This window comes from Qipengyuania intermedia (assembly GCF_019711615.1).
Taxonomy (GTDB): Bacteria; Pseudomonadota; Alphaproteobacteria; order Sphingomonadales; family Sphingomonadaceae; genus Qipengyuania; species Qipengyuania intermedia.
This window is the reverse complement of record NZ_JAIGNS010000001.1, coordinates 269,153-287,948: the sequence shown is the minus strand read 5'-3', so window position 1 is coordinate 287,948 and position 18,796 is coordinate 269,153. Positions and strand designations below refer to the sequence as shown.

The 18,796-nt window shown below is 63.1% G+C and carries 24 protein-coding genes; 8 read left to right on the top strand and 16 right to left on the bottom strand.

Annotated features, from left to right (window positions below; all coding sequences use genetic code 11):
- Positions 1 to 90: 90 nt before the first annotated feature.
- From thiL to hisG, 4 genes are read right to left on the bottom strand one after another with little or no spacing between them, the layout of a single operon-like run.
- A complete protein-coding gene (gene thiL, locus K3179_RS01415; RefSeq protein WP_221562980.1) occupies positions 91 to 927 on the bottom strand; it encodes a thiamine-phosphate kinase in 837 nt (278 codons plus the stop codon).
- 23 nt (positions 928 to 950) lie between these two features.
- Complete coding sequence (nusB, locus tag K3179_RS01410; protein WP_090482260.1) at positions 951 to 1,403, bottom strand: transcription antitermination factor NusB; 453 nt, start codon at positions 1,401 to 1,403, stop codon at positions 951 to 953.
- Positions 1,400 to 2,689, bottom strand: a complete 1,290-nt coding sequence (hisD, locus tag K3179_RS01405) for a histidinol dehydrogenase (protein ID WP_221562148.1) — start codon at positions 2,687 to 2,689, stop codon at positions 1,400 to 1,402. Before hisD ends, nusB begins: the two co-directional genes overlap by 4 nt.
- Positions 2,689 to 3,342: an ATP phosphoribosyltransferase gene (gene hisG / locus K3179_RS01400; RefSeq protein ID WP_090482266.1), complete on the bottom strand. Its 654-nt coding sequence runs from the start codon at positions 3,340 to 3,342 to the stop codon at positions 2,689 to 2,691. Before hisG ends, hisD begins: the two co-directional genes overlap by 1 nt.
- 43 nt (positions 3,343 to 3,385) lie before the next feature.
- On the opposite strand from hisG, the gene K3179_RS01395 reads away from it, so the two are divergent.
- Entirely contained in the window at positions 3,386 to 4,453 is a 1,068-nt protein-coding gene (locus K3179_RS01395) for a DUF2332 domain-containing protein (RefSeq protein ID WP_247712759.1), read from the top strand.
- On the opposite strand, the gene K3179_RS01390 is transcribed toward K3179_RS01395, so the two are convergent.
- From K3179_RS01390 to K3179_RS01375, 4 genes are read right to left on the bottom strand one after another with little or no spacing between them, the layout of a single operon-like run.
- Positions 4,450 to 5,352 carry an alpha/beta fold hydrolase gene (locus tag K3179_RS01390; protein ID WP_221562147.1) on the bottom strand — a complete coding sequence of 301 codons (903 nt, stop codon included), beginning with the start codon at positions 5,350 to 5,352 and terminating at the stop codon, positions 4,450 to 4,452. The two genes, K3179_RS01395 and K3179_RS01390, sit on opposite strands and share 4 nt — an antisense overlap.
- Positions 5,352 to 6,167, bottom strand: coding sequence for an SDR family NAD(P)-dependent oxidoreductase (locus tag K3179_RS01385; RefSeq protein WP_221562146.1), 816 nt, complete (start codon positions 6,165 to 6,167; stop codon positions 5,352 to 5,354). The genes K3179_RS01390 and K3179_RS01385 overlap by 1 nt, the downstream gene beginning before the upstream one ends.
- 12 nt (positions 6,168 to 6,179) lie before the next feature.
- Positions 6,180 to 7,070 (bottom strand): pirin family protein, encoded by an 891-nt coding sequence (locus tag K3179_RS01380; RefSeq protein WP_221562145.1) that lies wholly within the window; start codon positions 7,068 to 7,070, stop codon positions 6,180 to 6,182.
- Between the two features lie 10 nt (positions 7,071 to 7,080).
- A complete protein-coding gene (locus K3179_RS01375; protein WP_221562144.1) occupies positions 7,081 to 7,353 on the bottom strand; it encodes a BolA family protein in 273 nt (90 codons plus the stop codon).
- Between the two features lie 60 nt (positions 7,354 to 7,413).
- Between K3179_RS01375 and K3179_RS01370 the strand changes: the two genes are divergently transcribed.
- A complete protein-coding gene (locus K3179_RS01370; RefSeq protein WP_221562143.1) occupies positions 7,414 to 8,007 on the top strand; it encodes a J domain-containing protein in 594 nt (197 codons plus the stop codon).
- On the opposite strand, the gene K3179_RS01365 is transcribed toward K3179_RS01370, so the two are convergent.
- Genes K3179_RS01365 through K3179_RS01355 form a run of 3 tightly spaced genes read right to left on the bottom strand, consistent with a single transcriptional unit; the run spans position 8,004 to position 9,890 of the window.
- The gene (locus tag K3179_RS01365) at positions 8,004 to 8,633 is read right to left on the bottom strand and encodes a glutathione S-transferase family protein (protein ID WP_221562142.1); all 630 of its coding nucleotides are present in this window, start codon (positions 8,631 to 8,633) and stop codon (positions 8,004 to 8,006) included. The two genes, K3179_RS01370 and K3179_RS01365, sit on opposite strands and share 4 nt — an antisense overlap.
- Entirely contained in the window at positions 8,633 to 8,992 is a 360-nt protein-coding gene (locus K3179_RS01360; protein ID WP_221562141.1) for a DUF1428 domain-containing protein, read from the bottom strand. The genes K3179_RS01365 and K3179_RS01360 overlap by 1 nt, the downstream gene beginning before the upstream one ends.
- Before the next feature lie 52 nt (positions 8,993 to 9,044).
- Positions 9,045 to 9,890, bottom strand: coding sequence for an oxygenase MpaB family protein (locus tag K3179_RS01355; RefSeq protein WP_221562140.1), 846 nt, complete (start codon positions 9,888 to 9,890; stop codon positions 9,045 to 9,047).
- Positions 9,891 to 9,945: 55 nt separating this feature from the next.
- On the opposite strand from K3179_RS01355, the gene K3179_RS01350 reads away from it, so the two are divergent.
- The 3 genes from K3179_RS01350 to K3179_RS01340 all read left to right on the top strand — a co-directional run bounded on the left by K3179_RS01350 (position 9,946) and on the right by K3179_RS01340 (position 13,908).
- Positions 9,946 to 10,938, top strand: coding sequence for an AAA family ATPase (locus tag K3179_RS01350; RefSeq protein WP_221562139.1), 993 nt, complete (start codon positions 9,946 to 9,948; stop codon positions 10,936 to 10,938).
- Between the two features lie 50 nt (positions 10,939 to 10,988).
- A complete protein-coding gene (locus K3179_RS01345; protein WP_221562138.1) occupies positions 10,989 to 11,645 on the top strand; it encodes a TonB family protein in 657 nt (218 codons plus the stop codon).
- 76 nt (positions 11,646 to 11,721) lie between these two features.
- Positions 11,722 to 13,908 carry a transglycosylase domain-containing protein gene (locus K3179_RS01340; protein WP_221562137.1) on the top strand — a complete coding sequence of 729 codons (2,187 nt, stop codon included), beginning with the start codon at positions 11,722 to 11,724 and terminating at the stop codon, positions 13,906 to 13,908.
- On the opposite strand, the gene K3179_RS01335 is transcribed toward K3179_RS01340, so the two are convergent.
- Together K3179_RS01335 and K3179_RS01330 are read right to left on the bottom strand one after the other, a co-directional pair.
- On the bottom strand, positions 13,905 to 14,321 hold the full coding sequence (locus K3179_RS01335; protein ID WP_221562136.1) for a PaaI family thioesterase: 417 nt from the start codon (positions 14,319 to 14,321) through the stop codon (positions 13,905 to 13,907). The two genes, K3179_RS01340 and K3179_RS01335, sit on opposite strands and share 4 nt — an antisense overlap.
- A complete protein-coding gene (locus K3179_RS01330) occupies positions 14,314 to 14,772 on the bottom strand; it encodes a PaaI family thioesterase (RefSeq protein WP_221562135.1) in 459 nt (152 codons plus the stop codon). Before K3179_RS01330 ends, K3179_RS01335 begins: the two co-directional genes overlap by 8 nt.
- A gap of 138 nt (positions 14,773 to 14,910) precedes the next feature.
- Between K3179_RS01330 and K3179_RS01325 the strand changes: the two genes are divergently transcribed.
- From K3179_RS01325 to K3179_RS01315, 3 genes are read left to right on the top strand one after another with little or no spacing between them, the layout of a single operon-like run.
- Complete coding sequence (locus K3179_RS01325; protein WP_221562134.1) at positions 14,911 to 15,072, top strand: hypothetical protein; 162 nt, start codon at positions 14,911 to 14,913, stop codon at positions 15,070 to 15,072.
- A gap of 15 nt (positions 15,073 to 15,087) precedes the next feature.
- The gene (locus tag K3179_RS01320) at positions 15,088 to 16,053 is read left to right on the top strand and encodes a hypothetical protein (RefSeq protein WP_221562133.1); all 966 of its coding nucleotides are present in this window, start codon (positions 15,088 to 15,090) and stop codon (positions 16,051 to 16,053) included.
- Positions 16,041 to 16,928: a transposase gene (locus tag K3179_RS01315; protein ID WP_221562132.1), complete on the top strand. Its 888-nt coding sequence runs from the start codon at positions 16,041 to 16,043 to the stop codon at positions 16,926 to 16,928. Before K3179_RS01320 ends, K3179_RS01315 begins: the two co-directional genes overlap by 13 nt.
- 7 nt (positions 16,929 to 16,935) lie before the next feature.
- Here K3179_RS01315 and K3179_RS01310 read toward each other — a convergent pair whose 3' ends face one another.
- From K3179_RS01310 to K3179_RS01300, 3 genes are read right to left on the bottom strand one after another with little or no spacing between them, the layout of a single operon-like run.
- Positions 16,936 to 17,076, bottom strand: coding sequence for a hypothetical protein (locus K3179_RS01310; protein ID WP_221562131.1), 141 nt, complete (start codon positions 17,074 to 17,076; stop codon positions 16,936 to 16,938).
- A gap of 14 nt (positions 17,077 to 17,090) precedes the next feature.
- On the bottom strand, positions 17,091 to 17,576 hold the full coding sequence (ruvX, locus tag K3179_RS01305; RefSeq protein WP_221562130.1) for a Holliday junction resolvase RuvX: 486 nt from the start codon (positions 17,574 to 17,576) through the stop codon (positions 17,091 to 17,093).
- The gene (locus K3179_RS01300) at positions 17,555 to 18,796 is read right to left on the bottom strand and encodes a DUF3089 domain-containing protein (RefSeq protein WP_221562129.1); all 1,242 of its coding nucleotides are present in this window, start codon (positions 18,794 to 18,796) and stop codon (positions 17,555 to 17,557) included. Before K3179_RS01300 ends, ruvX begins: the two co-directional genes overlap by 22 nt.

The following is an 18,796-nucleotide window of genomic DNA, read 5'->3' as shown; positions in this document are numbered from 1 at the left end:
CACGTGGGCGAGAGGTATAAGGGTCATGTCTTGCGTGACAAGGCCCGAAATGGCGGCAAACGGCGGGTTGTGCCCCGCTATTCCGCAATATCAGTGCGTGTAGCCGAGATCGCCCTGTGGTGGCTCGTTATCGAGCAGGACGCCGTGTTCGCCGGCCGCCCTGACTTCGCCGATGCGTGTGACCTCGAACTCGTCGTCGAGGCCTACAGGTCCTGTGCACAGGAGAACGTAGTCGTCGCCCCAGCGGATGGCGTCATCCAGTCGTCCTTCGGGAGCGAGACTTGCCAGGAGTGCGCTATCGAAGTCGATGGACACGTCGCTCGCGCGGGCGATGCGGGACGCATCGAGCAAAAGGCCGTCCGACACGTCCATCATCGCCGTAACATGCGGGGCTAGAGTTTGTCCGAGTTCTAGCTGGGGGAGGGGGCGGCGGTAGGCCGTATCGTCATCGTCGGTATCCTCGCGAAGAGCTTCGAGGCCAAGCATGGCATAGCCGATCCGACCGGACAGGTAGACCGCGTTCCCGGCAATGGCTCCGCTGCGTGACGGGACGGGGCGATGGGTTGCCCGTCCGATCGCGGTGCACCCCCAGACGCGCTCTCCTTCGCCGCGGACGGTATCTCCGCCGAGGAGCGGCACTTCATAAGTTTCGAGGACTTCGTGCAAGCCGGTCACGAAGCGGTGGTCGTCATCGCCCAGCATGTGGGAGATCAGCACGCCGACGGGTTTGGCGCCCTTGGCGGCAAGGTCGGACAGGTTCACCGCGACCAGCTTCCACGCGACATCAGCGGGGTCCTGGCCCGCCAGCGTGTGGACGCCTTCGATCATGGTGTCGTGGGTGAGGACGAGCGTTTCGTCCCCGAATTCGATGACGGCTGCGTCGTCTTCAAGTCCGCGCGCGGCGGGCGATGTCGCCAGCGCCTTCAGCGCGTCGATGAAGCCCGCTTCGTTCAGCGTCCCGTCTCTTTCGCGACGGCGTCGAGGATGCCGTTGACGAACTTCGCTTCGCGATCGTCGAAGAACGCCTTGGCGACATCGACGTATTCGCTGATCGAAGCGGCCTTGGGCACGTCCACACGGGCCAGCAATTCATAGGTTCCGGCGCGAAGGATCTGCAGCATGGTCTTGTCGAGGCGAGCGAGCGTCCAGCCCGAAGCCAGCCGGGCTGTGAGCAGGTCGTCGATCTCTTCGCGGCGTGCGTCGACGCCTTTCACGACATCGTCGAAGAATGCGACGTCGGCGTCGGCATATTCCTCGTCCTCGATCACCTTGCCGAGGCGGTGCTGGTGGAATTCGTCGAGCAGGCGGACGGTGGAGGTGCCCTCCATCTGCTGCTGGTAGAGCGCCTGCACGGCGCCGAGACGGGCGGCGCTGCGGGCCTGGGAGCGGGGGGCTGTGTTCACGTGAGCCTCTTGGAAATGGAGAGAGCGTGGGCGGGAAGCCCTTCGGCCTCGGCCAGGCGAACGGCGGCAGGACCGATCGCGGCGAGGGCATCGGGCGTAGCGCCGATGAAGCTGGTGCGCTTCATGAAATCGAGCACGGACAGGCCGCTCGCAAAGCGGGCGCGGCGGCCGGTCGGAAGGACGTGGTTGGGACCGGCGATATAGTCACCCACCGCCTCGGGCGTGTTGCGTCCAAGGAATACGCTGCCGGCATGACGGAGCTTCGTGAACAGCGGTTCGGGATCGTCGACGGCGATTTCCACGTGCTCGGCTGCCAGCCGGTCCGCAAGCGGGATCGCGTCCTCGAGCGTGTCCACGATAACGATGAGGCCGTGATCGTCCCAACTCTGCTTGGCGGTCTTCGCCGTCGGCAATTTCATGAGGGCAATATCGACCGCATCTTCGACCTGGGCGGCAAAACGGGCATCGTCGGTGATGAGGATCGACTGGCTGGTTGGATCGTGTTCCGCCTGGCTCAAAAGGTCTGCGGCAATCCAGTCCGGGTCGTTCTTACCGTCCGCAATGACGAGGATTTCGCTGGGTCCGGCAACCATGTCGATGCCGACCACGCCATAAAGCTGGCGCTTGGCCTCGGCGACCCAGGCATTGCCGGGACCGGTGATGACATCAACCCGCTCGATCCGCTGTGTGCCGTAGGCAAGGGCTGCGACCGCCTGCGCACCGCCGACACGCCAGATCTCGTCCACCCCTGCCACGTGTGCAGCGGCGAGGACGAGTTCGTTAACTTCGCCTTTCGGAGTGGGCGTGGTCACGACCAGCCGGTCTACACCCGCAACCTTGGCGGGGATCGCATTCATCAGCAGCGAGGAGGGATAAGCTGCGCGTCCGCCGGGGACGTACAGACCCGCCGCCTCGACGGCAGACCAGCGCGCACCAAGGCGCATGCCGATGCTGTCAGTATAGTCGCGGTCTTCGGGAAGCTGGCCTTCGTGATAGGCGCGGATGCGGGCCGCTGCCGTTTCGAGGGCCTCGCGCAGTTCGGCGTCGAGTGCGTGATAAGCCTCCTCGCAGGCGTCCTTCGAAATCGACCAGCTGTCGTCGACCGAAAGATTATGCCCGTCGAAACGGGTGGTGTATTCCACCAGCGCCTTGTCGCCACGCTCGCGCACTTCATTGAGAATACTCGCGACGTCGCGGCCGACCTGCGCATCGCTTTCGCGGCGGTCGCGCACGACGCGGGCGAACTTCGCCTCGAAATCGGCATCGGTGGTTCGCAGCAAAAGCATCAGGCCGCGTTCCTCTGCTCGCTGTCGGCGCGGAAGGCCTCGACCAGTTCGGCAACGCGCGGATCGGTCTTCAGCGCGGCGCGGTTCACGATCAGTCGCGCCGAAATGTCCATGATGTGGCTCGATTCCACGAGGCCGTTCTCACGCAAGGTCGTGCCCGTCGAAACGAGGTCGACGATCCGCCCTGCAAGGCCGAGCTCGGGCGCGATTTCCATCGCGCCGTTCAGCTTCACGCATTCGGCCTGGATCCCCATCCGCTCGAAATGGCGGCGGGTGATGTTCGGATACTTGGTCGCAACGCGCAGGTGGCTGGCACCGTTCGTCGCGCTCGCACCCTTGGGTTCGGCGACGGCGAGGTGGCAGTGGCCGATATCGAGATCGACGGGTGCATAGAGCTCTGCATAATCGAACTCTTCTATTACATCAGAGCCTACAATGCCCATCTGAGCAGCACCATGGGCTACAAAGGTAGCCACATCGAATGCGCGGACACGGATCAGGCGCATGTCCTCGCGCGTGGTTGCGAAGGTAAGCGAGCGGTTGCTCTTGTCGTGAAAGCCATCCTCGGGCACCACGCCGGCGCGCGCCATCACGGGCAGCGCCTCGTCGAGAATGCGCCCCTTGGGCACGGCGAAGGTCAGTCCACTAGTCATTGCGTGGCGCAAATAGGGGCGCAGGCAGGAAAGGGCAACGCATATGACCACTGGCGATGTAATGGATATCGTTTCGGTCCCCGAAGCTATCGAGTGGCAGGCAACGCATGCCGAACAGGCGGGCGCCCCCGGGACGGCACAAGTCGTTCGCGCGCTCCTGACGCTGGAAGATAGCGAGGCGGCGACCGCGCGCAGGATTTTCGCGTGGCAGGGATTGAGCCTGCGCGATGCGATGCCGCTGAGGATTGCCGGAGGCATTCACAACCTGCTCCTCACCAGTGACGAGCCGCGGCTGGAGGCGGTTTACGCAGGTCGTATGCCTTCGCAGGCAGATGTCGATGCCCTGATCAAGGAGCTGGTCGAAACCCACGATGCGAGACTGCTTCCTTGGCTCGACGGGCCGCCCCAGACCAATGAGGCAGGGCGCTCTGCAAGCTTCGCCGCGGCTCTGCTCTGGTTGGCGGACGGGCGGACTTCGCCGCGGTTCGAATGGCTTGAGATCGGCGCGAGTGCGGGCATCAACACGATGATGGGCCGCTATCGATACGAATTGGGCGATGTGCATGCAGGTCCCCAAGGTAGCCCCATGATCATCAGTCCGGAATGGCGCGGCAATTCGCCGCCGAATACGCAATTCACGCTTGTCGCGGCGCGAGGCAACGATATCGCCCCGGTCGATCTGACGGACCGGAGCGAGGCTTTGCGGCTTAAAAGCTTCGTCTGGCCCGAGGCGACAGGACGCATGGCACGCATCGATGCGGCGATCATGCTCGCCGAGGACGAGCCGCCGCACATAGACAGGATGGATGCCGGCCAGTGGGTGAAGGCGGAACTGGCGAAGCCTCAGGAGCAAGACGTTACCCGGGTGCTCGCCCATTCCATCATGTGGCAGTACCTGCCCGATGCTACGCAGGACCTGATCGAAGAGGCCATGCGGGAAGCGGGGGCGCGAGCGAGCGCAGACCAGCCTTTCGCCCACATCTCGCTCGAAACCAACCGCGAGACTTTCGCCCACGAATTGCACGTGCGCTATTGGCCGGGTGGAGGCGAAGCGGTGCACCTCGCAAACGCGCATCCGCACGGGGCATGGGTGGAATGGCTGGGCGGCTAATCCGTCTGTGCGAGGAAAGCGTCCATTGCGCCGTTGACCGCCTCGGGCGCTTCCCACGGCACGAAGTGACCGCAATCGGGCACTTCGACGAGGGTCAGCTTCTCGACAAACTTGCCTAATTCCGCCGTGTTTTCAGGCGGAAGGGCGAGATCGTCCTGCGCCCAGATTACCAAGGTCGGTATCGTAAGTTTGGGTAGCTCAGGGGGCGACCAGCCTTCGGGCGGTTCGTAAGGCGCATTCAGCGGCGGGATGTCGATCGGACTGGCGCGATACCAGTTGAGCATCGCAAAAGCCGTATCGCGGTCCTGCCAGTCTTTCAGCAGGATAGCGCGCTCTTCCGGCTCCATCTTGTCGGGTGCGTCCCAGTTGATCTGGTCTGCAAGGATGCCGAACAGGCCGTGCTCTTTTACCAGCTCGTCCTTCGCCGGATCGCGGAAACCGCGCATGTACTGGCTTGCCTCTCGCTGGACGGGCGAAGTGTAGAGCAGTTTCTGGAAGACCGCATGATGCGGGGCATTGGCGATGACTGCGCGGGGTACGCGGCCCATCTGTTCGCCCGCCATGGCGACGCCCCATGCAATGGCTCCGCCCCAGTCATGACCGACAATGGTGAATTCCCCGATCCCGAGTGCGTCGGCGAGCAGGAACACATCGCCGACCAGCTTGTCCGGCGTATAGTCCTCTACGTTTTCGGGGGTGCTCGATCCGCGATAGCCACGCTGGTCGGGCGCCACGCAGCGGAAGCGATCCTCGAAATGCGCGATCTGATTGCGCCAGGTGCGGTGGTTTTCCGGGAAGCCATGCAGGAAGATCAGGTCAGGGGCATCGCTTGGTCCGGTATCGACGACGTCGAGTTCGATGCCATTCGCCAACGCAACGCGCTTCTGCGGCCAGTCCATCACTCTTCCGCCTGCATTTTTTCCATATAGCCGGACGCGACCATGGCCGCGACCTGGTCGAACAGCGCGTCGGGCGTACGGCGCATTTCGCCCATGGCTTCTTCCATCCCTTCGGCCACGATAATCTCTCGCTGTCCTTCGGCCACTGCATCGACGATCCGGCGGGCGGCATCCTCGGGGCGGATGCCGTTGTCGATCACCTTGTCGCTGCGGCCACGCTTGCTGCCATCGGAGGTCAGGGCATTGCGGCTGACATCGGTAGCGACCGATCCGGGACAGACGACATGGACGCCGATATCGCTGCGGGACAATTCGCCGCGCAGAGCGTCGGCATAGCCGATCAACCCGTGTTTCGCCGCACAATAGGCGGTGCGCATGGGCACGCCGACCTTGCCCGCGATCGAGGAGATGAAGAGGAGGTGCCCATCGCCACGCTCTGCGAAGTGCGGAAGCAGAGCCTGCGTGGCGGCAATTTGCGCGGTAAGATCGATTTCGATGATATCGCGATAGACCTGCATCGACGTTTCGACCGCAGGACTGCGCTGCGAAATACCTGCATTGGCCACGAAAATATCGACATTGCCCTTCCAGCCGATCGCTTTTTCGGTCGCTGACTGCATCGCAGCTTCGTCGCGAACGTCGAAGGGCAGGATCAGCGTATCGCTGCCAAGGCCGGAGGCCACTTCGGCAAGACGAGCCTCGTCGCGGCCCGACAGGATCACGTGAGCGCCGCGCGCCGCCCAGTCGCGTGCCAGCGCAGCGCCGATGCCGCTACTGGCGCCGGTGATCCAGGCGGTCTTTCCCTCGAAACTCATGTATCTCCCTCCTCAAGGATAAGTGACGGTCTTGGGTGCACCGTCGGGCAATTCGATCCGTTCTTCGCTGTCCCCCGGCACGACCGGGAAACGGCCTTCGCGCCAGTCTTGCCTGGCCTGCTGGATCCTCTCGCGGCTGGAGCTGACGAAGTTCCACCAGGCATGGCGATTGCTGCTGAAGGCTTCGCCGCCCATCAGCATCACGCGCGCACCGGATCTGCTTTCAAGCGTCATGTCGCGCCCCGGCTGGAGGACGTTGAGCGTATATTTTTCCAGCGGGTGTCCATCCACGCTCGCCTCGCCCCCGACCAGCATGAGGGCCCGTTCGTCGGCATCTTCTTCGATCGGTATCGCACCGCCGGCTTCGAGCATGATCTCGGCATAGATCGTCTCTGCATAGGTCGTCGTCGGTGCGCGCTCGCCCCACAATTCGCCCATGATGACGATTGCCTTGGCGCGGCCGTCTTCGACGATCGGTAAATCCTTGCGCTCTTCGAATGCAGGATCGATCTCCTCGCGGCCATCGGGCAGCGCAAGCCAGGTCTGCATTCCGTAGAGCTTGGGTCCCGCCTTGCGCTCTTCTTCCGGAGAGCGTTCGGAGTGGACGATGCCCCTGCCGGCGGTCATCAGGTTCACCTGCCCTGGCCGGATGGTCGAAAAGCTACCAAGGCTGTCGCGATGATCGATCGCGCCTTCGAACAGCCACGTGACCGTAGCGAGGTTGATGTGCGGATGAGGGCGCACGTCCATGCCGCTGCCGAGGTCGAGCTGCGCAGGTCCGAACTGGTCGACGAATATGAACGGGCCGACCATGGAGCGTTTCTTGGCGGGGAGAACCCGTCGGACCTCGAACTGGCCGAGATCGTGGGTCGTCGGCTGAAGCGTAAGGTCGATGTGGCTCATTTCGGCTCCCTTAACTGGTTGGTGCAGATGCCTGGATGGATAGGGCGTGGACCCGCTCGCCCGGAATGTCGCCCAGCGCCTTGTTCACCATGCGCTGGCGTTCGACGCGGCTCTTGTCGGAAAAGGCGGGCGATTCGATTACAACGGTGAAGTGGGATTCGCCGCTACCGTCGTCGCCTGCGTGGCCGTGGTGCTTGGCGCTGTCGTTGATCACCTCGAGGCGTGTCGGAGCGAAAGCCTCGGTCAAAAGCCGTTCCATCTCCTGTTGAACCGGGCCTGCCATGCGATCGTTTCTCCTATTCGCCTCTTTCCATACAGGGATTCGCTCCCCATCCTAGAACGAATGCGCCAGACAAAGTTTCACGGAAGATACGAAGACACCGGAAGGGTGTGCGAACATCCCGCCTGCACCGAGGCCGGCGAATTCCGCGCGCCGGGTGGGGCAGGGCACGGTTTCGACGGGCCGGGAAGGTGGCGCTGGATGTGCCTGGAACACGTGCGCGAATTCAATTCCGGCTATGACTGGTTCGAAGGCATGACGGCCGAGGAGATCCTCGACGCGCAGGGTCCGGCCAGTGGTTGGCGCACGGAAAGTCCCAGCTTCAGGCCGACTGCGGGCGTGGACGGCATGCCGCGCTGGGCGGACTACGACGATCCGCTCGAAGCGATCTCGGCTCGGGCGAATGGGATCAAGAGCAAGGCACGGCGCCAGGCGGAAATGGCGATGGACGGCCGCTTCAGCCGCGAAGAAGCCGAAGCGCTCGACACCATGGGACTTGGCCTCGATGTCGACCGCAAGGTCCTGCGGCGCCGTTATTCGGAGCTCGTCCGGCGCTACCACCCCGACCGCAACGGCGGTGACCGGGGCTATGAAGCGAGGCTCAACAAGGTCGTCGAAGCCTATCAGACACTGCGCAAGAGCAGGGCGATCGCCTAGGCCTGCTGTTTCGAGGCCAAGTCCATGTCGATCGCCTTGGCTTCCTCATAGGCTGGTCGTTGGCGGAGGCGATTGGCATAGTCCTCGAAGACCCTGCGTTTTGGCAAGGTGCCGAACTGGATGCCCCAGTCCACCTGGCTGCCAACATAGACATCGGCCATCGTGAAGCGATTGCCGCATACGAACTCGCGATCGGCCAGCAGCGTTTCCAAAGTATCGACAGCCCGCTCGTAGCTGCCGAAACCGGTCATCATCTGTTTCTGGGGGTCATCGACCTCCCACCCCATTGTGCGGGCCATCACCGCCTGTTCGACCGGCCCGGAAGCAAAGAACAAGCGGCGGAAATAGGCGGCTTTCTCATGCGCTTCGGGCAAAAGGCCCGCATCGGGGTGCATTTCGGCGAGGTAATGACAGATCGCTGCCGCTTCGGTGACCGTGTGGATGTAGTCGCCATGATGATGGACGAGCGTCGGCACCTTGCCGAGCGGGTTGGCGGCCAGGAAGGCCTCGGATTTGGCAGCCCATTCGACCAGTTCAGTTTCGTAATCCGCGCCAACCTCGTGCAGCGCCCAGCGCGCGATCTGGCCCCTGCTCATCGGATTGGTGAAGAAGGTATACTCGGCCATCAATCCCTCCCGCTCGTGAAGATGGGTGTGAAGCCGCCCCACATCATACGCATGCCATCGAAGGCCATTTCACCCATTTCCTCCTCCCAGAAGGAGTCGTTCTCCATTTTTGCGTGCGCGGCATCGGCGGTGACCTTGTCGGGCCAGATCATCCAGCTGAAGACGATTTTCTCGCCCTTTTCGGCCTTCGTCGCCTTGCGAAAATCGCTCACCTTGCCGTCGCTGATATTTTCTTCCCAAGCTTCTACTATTTCGGTGACACCGTATTCGCGGAATTTCGCAGCGGCCTTTTCGGCTTGTTCGCGATAGGCGCTCTTATTGCCTTCGGGCACGGCAATCAGGAATCCCTGGATATACATTGCGGCTCTCCTCTCAGGATCGAGAGTAGCACCGCGACCTCGTAATTGCGTGTCAATTCTGGCGGAAGGCCCAACGCAGCGTCTTGCCTACGCCCCAGGTCGCCGCTCTAGCCGGAAATGCGCCTAAACCGGGCCGCTCAAGCCCGAGCATGGAGCGTGCGAAGGGCGGCAGGAGCGCCACTGCCTCCGCACCAAGCAACGACTGGACTGCCGGTGGTGCTCCTTCCGGACGCTGGGTCAGGACCAGGTCGGCAATCTCGCGCGCCTTGGGCGATGTTGCGAGATCACTGCGCAGCTCGCGGAATATCTGTTCCGCTTCGCGCCTGTCGAGCGGGACCGGATCGGCACCGAGCGCACGAGCGATGACCGCGAACTGACGATAATACTCGTCCTGCTCGCTGCCCGGCATATCCGGCCTCACGTGGCGAAGGTATGCTGCCAGGAAACTCGTTGCCTCGGCGACGTGCACCCAGGCGAGGGTTCGCGGATCGCTGGCGGAATAGGGCGAACCGTCGGGAAGGGTGCCGCCAACCGCTGCATGGATACGATTGACCCGCTCGATCGCCGTTTGTGCGTCGTCGCGATGGCCGAAGGTCGTAACTGCAATAAATCGCGCGGTGCGCCGCAGCCGGCCATGCATGTCGGAGCGGAAGTTGGAATGGTCGAGCACGCCCTGAAGCGCGTGCGGGTGGAGCATCTGCAAGAGCAAGCCCCGAATGCCGCCGACCATCATGCCGACGATATCGGCGTGGACCATCCGTATCGGTGTGTTCTTGGCGAAAAGAGCATCGTCCGAAACGGGGACCGGCTGTTCCCCGCCTTCGACATCGTTGAACACGCCGCGCACCCGCTCGACGAGCTTCATGCGGATGCGTTCTGAAAGCGGGTCTTGGGGCATTGCTGGCCAATATAGGCTTGGCGCAGCGGAGATAAATGCCTACGTCGCCCAAGCGATGAACGAGATGACCGACAAGACCTTCGACGCGGCTGCCAAAACCGTCCTTTCCGCTCCCGATACCGAGGTGGATGTCCGCGAGACATTCGGCATCGATATCGACTGGAAAGTCCCGGCCTTTTCCAAGCCCGACGAGCGTACGCCCGATCTCGACGAAAACTATGTGTTCGATCCGGACACAACGCTCGCGATCCTGGCCGGCTTCGCGCACGACCGCCGCGTGATGGTCCAGGGCTATCACGGCACCGGCAAGTCGACCCACATCGAACAGGTCGCCGCGCGTCTCAACTGGCCGTGCATCCGCATCAACCTCGATGCGCATATCAGCCGTATCGACCTCGTCGGCCGCGATGCCATCGTGCTGCGCGACGGCTTGCAGGTGACCGAATTCCGCGAAGGCCTGCTGCCGTGGGCGCTGCAGCACCCGGTTGCGCTGGTGTTCGACGAATATGACGCAGGCCGTCCGGACGTGATGTTCGTGATCCAGCGCGTGCTCGAACAGCAGGGCAAGCTGACCCTGCTCGACCAGAACCGCGTGATCCGCCCCGACAAGCACTTCCGCCTTTTCGCGACCGCCAACACCGTCGGCCTAGGCGATACCAGTGGGCTTTATCACGGCACGCAGGCGATCAACCAGGGACAGATGGACCGCTGGAACATCGTGGTCGGCCTCAACTACCTGCCCGCCGAGACGGAACAGAAGATCGTCGAGGCGAAGAACCCCGACATCGATCCCAAGATCCTCGCCGACATGATCAAGGTCGCCGACCTGTCGCGGCAGGGCTTCATCAACGGCGATATCTCGACCGTGATGAGCCCGCGCACGGTGATCACCTGGGCGCAGAACTACGCCATCTTCAAGGATGTGGGTTTTGCCTTCCGCCTTTCCTTCCTCAACAAGTGCGACGAGGAAGAACGCATGCTGGTGGCCGAATACTACCAGCGCGTGTTCGGCGAAGACCTGCCCGAAAGCGTGGTCGCCAAGGCATGACGCCAAAGCGGGGGGCTTTGCTATTCCCGCTCCTCGGCCTGATTTCGCCAATGCCGGCTGTTGCGCAGGACGCAGCGGCTGAGCGAACGGAACTCGTCGTTCCTGCCCTCCAACGCTCGCACCCCTCTGCCGCACGCTTCGCCCGCATTTCGGACTTCGATATTCCCCAAGACGCGAAGGACGAAGGTCATAACGGTTCTGTCACCTGGACGGCGGAAATTGGCGCCGACGGAAAGCTCGTCGACCTCGTTCTGAAGCGAAGCAGCAATTCCGCCGCAATCGATGAAGCGGGGCGGCAGAGAGCCGCTGGCGCCTCCTACTTCCCCGCAACGGATCGCGATGGAAGCAAGGTTTCCGGGACAGTGGATGTCCGGCTGGAATACGCGCGGTGGGACAAGGACAGCCCGGGTGGCGGTATCGACACCTATCTGTGCAGTGACCTGAACCGCGAAGCCGGCTGGTTTGCCACGGCCAACGCGGGCACCACGAAAATTTTCGCGCTGGAGAACTTCTTCGTGTCGCTGCCCAGCCTGGCGGCGATGGAGCAAGGCACGATCTGGAGTCGCGCAGAGCGGGAAGCGAGCAAGAAAATGCGTGGCAAGGAATGGAAAAATCTGCTGCGCGCCTGCGGGAAGCGCCCGGATGCCCTGATGCTCGACATGGTCAAAGAGCGTGAGTTCTACCGGATGGTGGTGCAATCCTTTTGAAAATCCATCGCGGTCGTTGAAGGTTCATCTCGCAACACCTATTCAATAGTGTATTGAGATGTTAACACAGTAGGCAATGGGCGTTCTCGACACCATCTTTCGCAAGCGACGCAGCGAACCGGCGATGTCTTCGCATCGCGGCTTCTACTCGCTGCACGACGGCTTCGATGACGATGCCTGGGATGCGCGCTGGGACGATCTCGACGATGCGCTCGCCCGTGAAGAGAAGAAATGCCTGCGCCCCTGGCAGCGGGAATACTGGCGCGGTCGCCGCAAGCGCTGGTGGCTTGTCCGGGCGATCGCCGGTCTGCTGGCGCTATTTATCATCCTGGTGGGCTGGCTTGCGATAACCGCGCCGCTGGGCAAGTCCCTTGAACCGATCGCGCCACCGCAGATCACCCTGTTGGCGGCGGACGGGACGCCGATTGCGCGCAATGGCGCCATTACGGACGAGCCGGTCGACGTCGACCGGCTGCCGCCTCACGTCGTTGAGGCCTTCCTCGCGATCGAGGACCGCCGGTTCTATAGCCATTGGGGCGTCGATCCGCGCGGCATCGCGCGTGCCGCGGTTACCGGCACCGGCGGGGGCAGCACGATCACCCAGCAGCTCGCCAAGTTCACCTTCCTGACGCCCGAGCGTACGCTGACGCGCAAGGCCCGCGAGGCGATGATCGCCTTTTGGCTGGAGGCTTGGCTGACCAAGGATGAAATTCTCGAGCGTTACCTGTCCAACGCCTATTTCGGTGACAACGTCTACGGACTGCGCGCAGCGAGCCTGCATTATTTCTATCGCCAACCGGAAAACCTGCGTCCCAACCAGGCGGCTATGCTGGCGGGGCTGCTTCAGGCACCGAGCGCCTATGCGCCCACCCGCCATTACGACCGCGCGGAAAAGCGCATGCGGCTGGTCATCCAGTCGATGGTTGCTGCGGGCTACATCACCAATGCGCAGGCACGGTCGATGAACGCCCCGGCGCTCGACGTGCGCATGAAGAGCGATCTTCCGACGGGAACGTATTTCGCAGACTGGGCCTTGCCCGAAGCGCGAGAGCTGACCGAGACGGGATATTCGCGCCAGACGCTCACTACCACGCTGGACAGCCGGCTCCAGAATATCGCGCGCAATGTGACGAGCCGTGCCCCCTTGGGCGGCGCGCAGGTGGCTCTCGTCGCAATGCGCACCAATGGCGAAGTCGTGGCGATGATCGGCGGCAAGGACTACGAAAAGTCTCCCTTCAACCGTGCCACGCAGGCCGAGCGGCAGCCGGGATCGACGATCAAGACCTTCGTCTACCTTGCCGCTTTGCGCGATGGATGGAGCCCCGACGACACGATCGACAACACCGAGATCACCGAGGGCAGCTATCGCCCGCGCAACGCCAATGGCCGTTACTCGCCTACGATCACCCTGCGGGATGCGCTGGCCCAGTCGAGCAATGTGGCCACGCTGCGTCTGTTCAATGAAGTCGGATCGGAAAAAGTGATCGAGACGGTCCGGGATTTCGGGATCACCGGCGAATTCGTTCCCGGCGACCCCAGCGTGGCGCTCGGGTCGACCAGCATGACCCTGCTCGAGCTGACCGCTGCCTATGCCGGGATCGCGGCAAATTCCTTTCCCGTGAAACCACACGCCTTCGCGCAGGAAGAGCGGGGCTGGTTCCAGCGTTTGTGGGATGGCAACGACAGCCTGAGCGGTTCGACCCATAGCGAGATCGAGGACATGCTGCGCGCCGTCATCAACCAGGGCACCGGACGGCGCGCCATGCTGTCGGGACCGAACTTCGGCAAGACCGGCACGAGCCAGGACAACCGCGATGCCCTGTTCGTCGGTTATGCCGGCGACCTGGTTGTCGGCGTATGGATCGGGAACGACGACAATTCACCGCTCGACGGCATTTCGGGCGGGGGGCTGCCTGCGCAAATCTGGCGCAATTTCATGACGCAGGCCCTCGGCGGCACGGCGGAACCGGATCGTGCCGGACCACGTTCCAACGAGGATCCGGGCGGACCGGTCGAACCGCTCGATGTGCCCGACCTGGAAGATATCCCCTTGGGCGACGGCAATTCGCGCCTGCGTATCCGTGACGGTGAGGCGGTCTTTTCGACCGAGATCGACGGCATCCCCGTCGACATCCGGGTTGGCGACGAAGGTGTCTCGGTTTCGGAGGAGGCGATCGAGGAGGCGCGGCGCAGGGCCGAGGAACAGCGATACGAAGCGGTACGCGAAGAACTGGAACGGCGCGGCGCGATCGAGCCGAATTAGCTATTCGCGGGCTCTGCCATCAGCACGTTCATGACCGCCGTTGCGATCGGGCGACGGGAGTCGTCCTGCCATGCCTCGACGGTGATATTCGCGCTGCGACGGCCGAGCTTGGTGACGCGGCCCCGGGCGTAGCTTTCGCGGCTCTTGCCCGCCGAAAGATACTGCACGGTAATGTTTATGGGCTTGAGAACGGCCTGGCGATCCTTCTGAGCCAGCAAAGCACGCAGTGCGGCATAGCCTGCAGTCTCCAGCAGACCGCCCGTCGCGCCGCCGTGATAATGCTCGGGGCGACCTTCCACAGCTTCGACGAAGTCTACACGCATGACCGGCGTATCGCCGTCCCATTCGGCCAGCTTGATGCCGAGCGAACGGGCGTAGGGGGTCAGGACGGCGATATCGGGATGATCAGCCACCGGGCACCTCCCGCGTGTCCGCACCGCCGATCTTCATGAACACCCCCTGGATGTGGGCAACGGGGTCGTCGACGTCGCCGTCATGGGCGAGTCCCCTGACGAAGGCGGCGCTGCGCGTCAGCCGGTAGCACTGCGAACGGCCGAATACCGATGCGCCTTCGCGTGCGGGGCGCACGTAATCGACCCTCAGATCGAGCGTTGCGATAGGTTCGAACCGGTCCATCGTTTTCCAGATCGCCAGTCCGCTCGCCATGTCCATGAGGCTCATGATCGGGCCCGAAGCGAGAACTTGCTGACCCTCTTCCCCGAGCAGGTCAGTACGCCAGGGGAGGTTTAGCTCAACCCAATCTTCACCGTGGTCGGAATAGGTCAGGCCCAACCAGCCGGAATGCCCCCTGCTGGTGAGGAACGGCGTGGCCGCGCGGGGATCGAAATTCTGTGTCTCGGTCATGGCTGCGGGCGGCGATAGCGCCGGGTTCCCGCAAGTTACAGCCTTTTAATTCGATCCGCGTGCCGCAACACGCCAGCCAGTGCTGGCGCGGCGAAAGCACGGCACCGACGCCAGGCTCCGCGCAACAGGGAGCACACAATGGATCTTCCCAAGATCGATATTTCCAGCCTGCCGGGTCTCGACACGGTCACCGGTCTTTTCGGCAGCCTTTCCGCCAATGGCGGTCCGACCGTGGACGATCGCGTGGTTGTGATCATGGTCTACGTCTACGACACCGTAGATCCTGAAGCCTTTCTCTAAGACCGGTTCTACGCAATGAGGATCGATCCGGAATTGCGCGCGCTGCGAGGTGATCCTGCCTCGCAGCGCAACGCGCAGTTTGCGCTGGAGCGCGTTCGCGACGACTGGCGCGCAGGCGAGGCTGCCGATGCGCTTCGCGAGCTCGACGCGTATGGCGAGGGCGCGCAATTGCGAGATTGCCCTACGCTGGATGCGCTGTTTGGCGAAGGCGAAGATGCGCGAAGGCTGGTCGCGGCGCTGATGCAGCCCATGCTGACCTGTCTGGCTCGGAACCCGCTCGGCCAGGTGCCCATCCGTCACCAGCATTCGGATGGTCTCAGTGTCCTGCAGCTGGCGCATTCAGGCCGCGCGGCACTGAGCCTGCTCATGTATACCGAACTCGGCGCAAGCGAGGCGAAATCGGCCTGCTTCGCGGGCGGCGAGCGGCATGAGACCGTACTCGCGGGAAGCGCCGATGTCCGCTTCCTAGAATTGCTGGAGGAGCGGAGCGACAGTGCCGCGATCGATTGCACGATACGCCGAGTGGTGGCCGGCGAGATCATGCGTTTTTCGGGCCACAACCACACCAAGTCCATAGTTCGCGTGCACGGTCGGATGGCGGTGCTGCGCCTGTCGAGGACAGACGAAGTGCCATGCGATGCTCGCGAATATGCGCTCGACGATGACCGCCTGCTGCACCGCGCCAACGGATCCCGCCACGAGAGCGGTCGCGAAATGAAAGCGGCCTTGCTGGGCCGCATGGGGAGGCGCGATGCGGCACCCGTCCTCGCCCGGCTTACCCGCGAGGGCAGCGATCATGCCCGCTGGCAGGCGCTGCGCGAATGCCTCGCGCTCGATAGCGGACTGGGATTTGCGGCCCTGACGCGCATGGCGAGCGATCCGGGCGACCCTCTCGCCGCAACTGCCGGAGCGCTGCGCGCGCAATTGCTCGAAACCTACCCCCAACTGGCCGGACAGGAGCTTGCCGCATGCCCCGCATAATCCACACGGTCGATGACGTTTCTCACGATTTGCACGAATGCATCGAGATGCTCTCGACCGGCTTCGATCCCGAGGATGAGGACAGTTTGAAGAATGCCTCGCTCGCCATGCGGCGGCTAGTCAACGACCGCTCTTTCCTCGCCGATCTCCTGATCGAACAGTTGAAAGAAAACCACCGCGGAGGGGGACAGGAAAGCGGCTACGGCCCGCAAGCGATCGTCCTGTCGCCCAACATGGGCAGTTTCTTCCTGCGCGCGAATATCTGGCCGAGCGAAGACGAAGCCTGCGTCCGAGCCAGTGGAGCGAAAGCCTTCGTCTACGGCGTACCGCATGACCACAATTTCAGTTTCCTCACCGCAGGCTATTTCGGCCCGGGCTATCTGAGCGATTATCACGAGTACGATTACGAAGATGTCGCCGGTTTCCGCGGTGAGCAGGCTGGGTTGCGGTTCGTCGAGCGCTCAGCCCTGTCCGAAGGCAGGATGATGCTCTACCGCGCCCACCGCGATGTGCACGCCCAACTGCCGCCGGATAGGCTGTCGGTTTCCCTCAACATCATGCACGTCGATCCGGCCAAGGGCTGGTGGGATCAATACGGCTTCGATCTCGACAGCAATGCCGTGACGGGCATCCTCAATCCGACATCGACCGAATGCTTCCTGCGCTGTGCCATCGGGATCGGCACCGAGGAAGCGCTGGATTTCGCCGAATGGGTGGGCACGTCGCATCCGAGCGACAGGCTCCGCCTTGCCAGCTATGAGGCGTGGTGCGGCTTGCTGGATAAGGCAGGCCAGGATGCCCTGTGGCGGCGGGCAGAGCAGAGCGGCAATCGATTGATCGCAGCCGAAGCCGCTTTGCAAAGAGCTGCGTTGTAGTAGCGCTCTACCAGAGAGTGCGGATTGTCAGGACGAAAAGGAGAGCGATAATGGCGAAGGCGACCAGCCGGGCTAATCTTCCGCGGCGGCTCGCCCTGATTTTCCCATTTCCTTCGTAGACGTCGAAGACGTCGAACAGTCCCAGCATTTGCGACCCTCTCCCTAAAAACCCCCTCCCGCCAGCGCGTCTATGGCGCCTTGCAGGATGACCGCTGCCGCGTGGGCATCGATACGTTCGGCGCGCTTTGCCCGGCTCATGTCCTGTCCGATCATCGCGGCCTCCGCACTCGCGGTCGACCAGCGTTCGTCCCATAGCAGCACGGGTAAGTCCAGCGCGGTCGCAATATTCCGTGCATAAGCCCGGCTGGCCTGCGCCCGTGGCCCTTCCTTGCCGTCCATGTTGCGGGGCAGGCCGATGACCACCCCTTGCACTGCGCGCTCTTTCACGATTTCTCGCAATTTCCCGCAATCCTGGGTGAACTTGCCGCGAGGCAGGGTCTTGCCAGCAGTGGCAAAGCGCCATCCGGCATCGCAGGTAGCAACGCCGATCGTCTTCGTGCCGAGGTCGAGCGCGAGGAGAACGCCGCCGTCGGGCAGCAGGGCGCCGAATTCGAGCCGGTTGTCGGTTACGATTGCCGCGTCGCCCATGTCCGCACCCGGTTGAGGACGTCTTCCTGCATGTTCTTCCAGAACAGAGGGATGTCATAGACGTGGTAGTTTCCGCCCGGCAGCACCCCTGGGCCAAGGTCGGGCGCATCCCCGATCCGCAGGATGCCCGCTTTGTCGCAGCGCGCAGGCACGGCGCCCGGGACCAGTTCGGCTGAACTCATGTCCGCGTCCGGTTTGAGGGTACCCAGATTCTCGGACGCAGGTGCAGATCCGCCGGTCATACCGGTCAACGGGTTGACGCACAGGACGCTGTCGTCCTGGCCGCGTGGCTTGCCGTCGAGACCTGGAAGCGCGCTGTAGCGCTGGAGCAATTGCCCCGGATCGCCATCGTCGGTGAAGCTGATGAATGAAACGATGCAGCTTGCCTGCTCTCCTGTCGCGCAGGCCGGGTAGGGGAGGGACGGCAAGTCATGCTCGACCGAAATCGGCCAGCCCGGCGCATAGACCGCGGCGATCCTGTCCTGCAGCGGTGTATCGGCGATTTCGTCGCGCAATAGGCGAAGGATATGGACCGAGCCCTGGCTGTGCCCGGCGAGCACGATCGGTTTGTCGGCATCGACGCTCTCGATGAAATAGGCGAACGCCTGCGCGATATCGGCATAGGCTGCATCGATGGCGCGGCTTGCCTCGTCCTTTTCGGTCAGGAACGCTCCGACTGCGGCCTGCCTGTATTTGGGCGCCCAGATCTCGTCGGCGCGATTGAATGGGCTTGCGAGACCCCGCAGGAAGACGCGAGCGAGACGGTCGGTCTCCGCATCGTTGAGCGGCGCGTTCCACTCGCCCAATGCACCCTTGGTGTAGCTGGTGGGCGGCACGAAGAAGACCGCGAAGGACGGAGTCTCGCTGGCATCGGCCGCTTCGCCGCGTTCCGAGCCTATCGTCGTGAAAGGCGCGGGCCCGTCGATGCTTTGTTCGGCAGCAGGGGCTTCGGGCGAGGGCGTCCGGCTCGCAGGATCGGGTGCTACCTGTGCCACCGCGGGTTGGTAGCGCGCCGGATCGTCGGTTCCGATGCCGGGCCGCGAATACCACATGGCCGGATCTTCGTAGGCATTGGCGGCGAGCGCTTCCTGCTCGACGAATTCGCCGCGCGGCACGAAAGCGATCTCGGTCGCCTCGCGCCCGTATATGGCGAGTGCGATCGCGCCGACGATGATGATCGCGATGACGATCGCCACGAAATACAGGAATTTGCGTGCCAT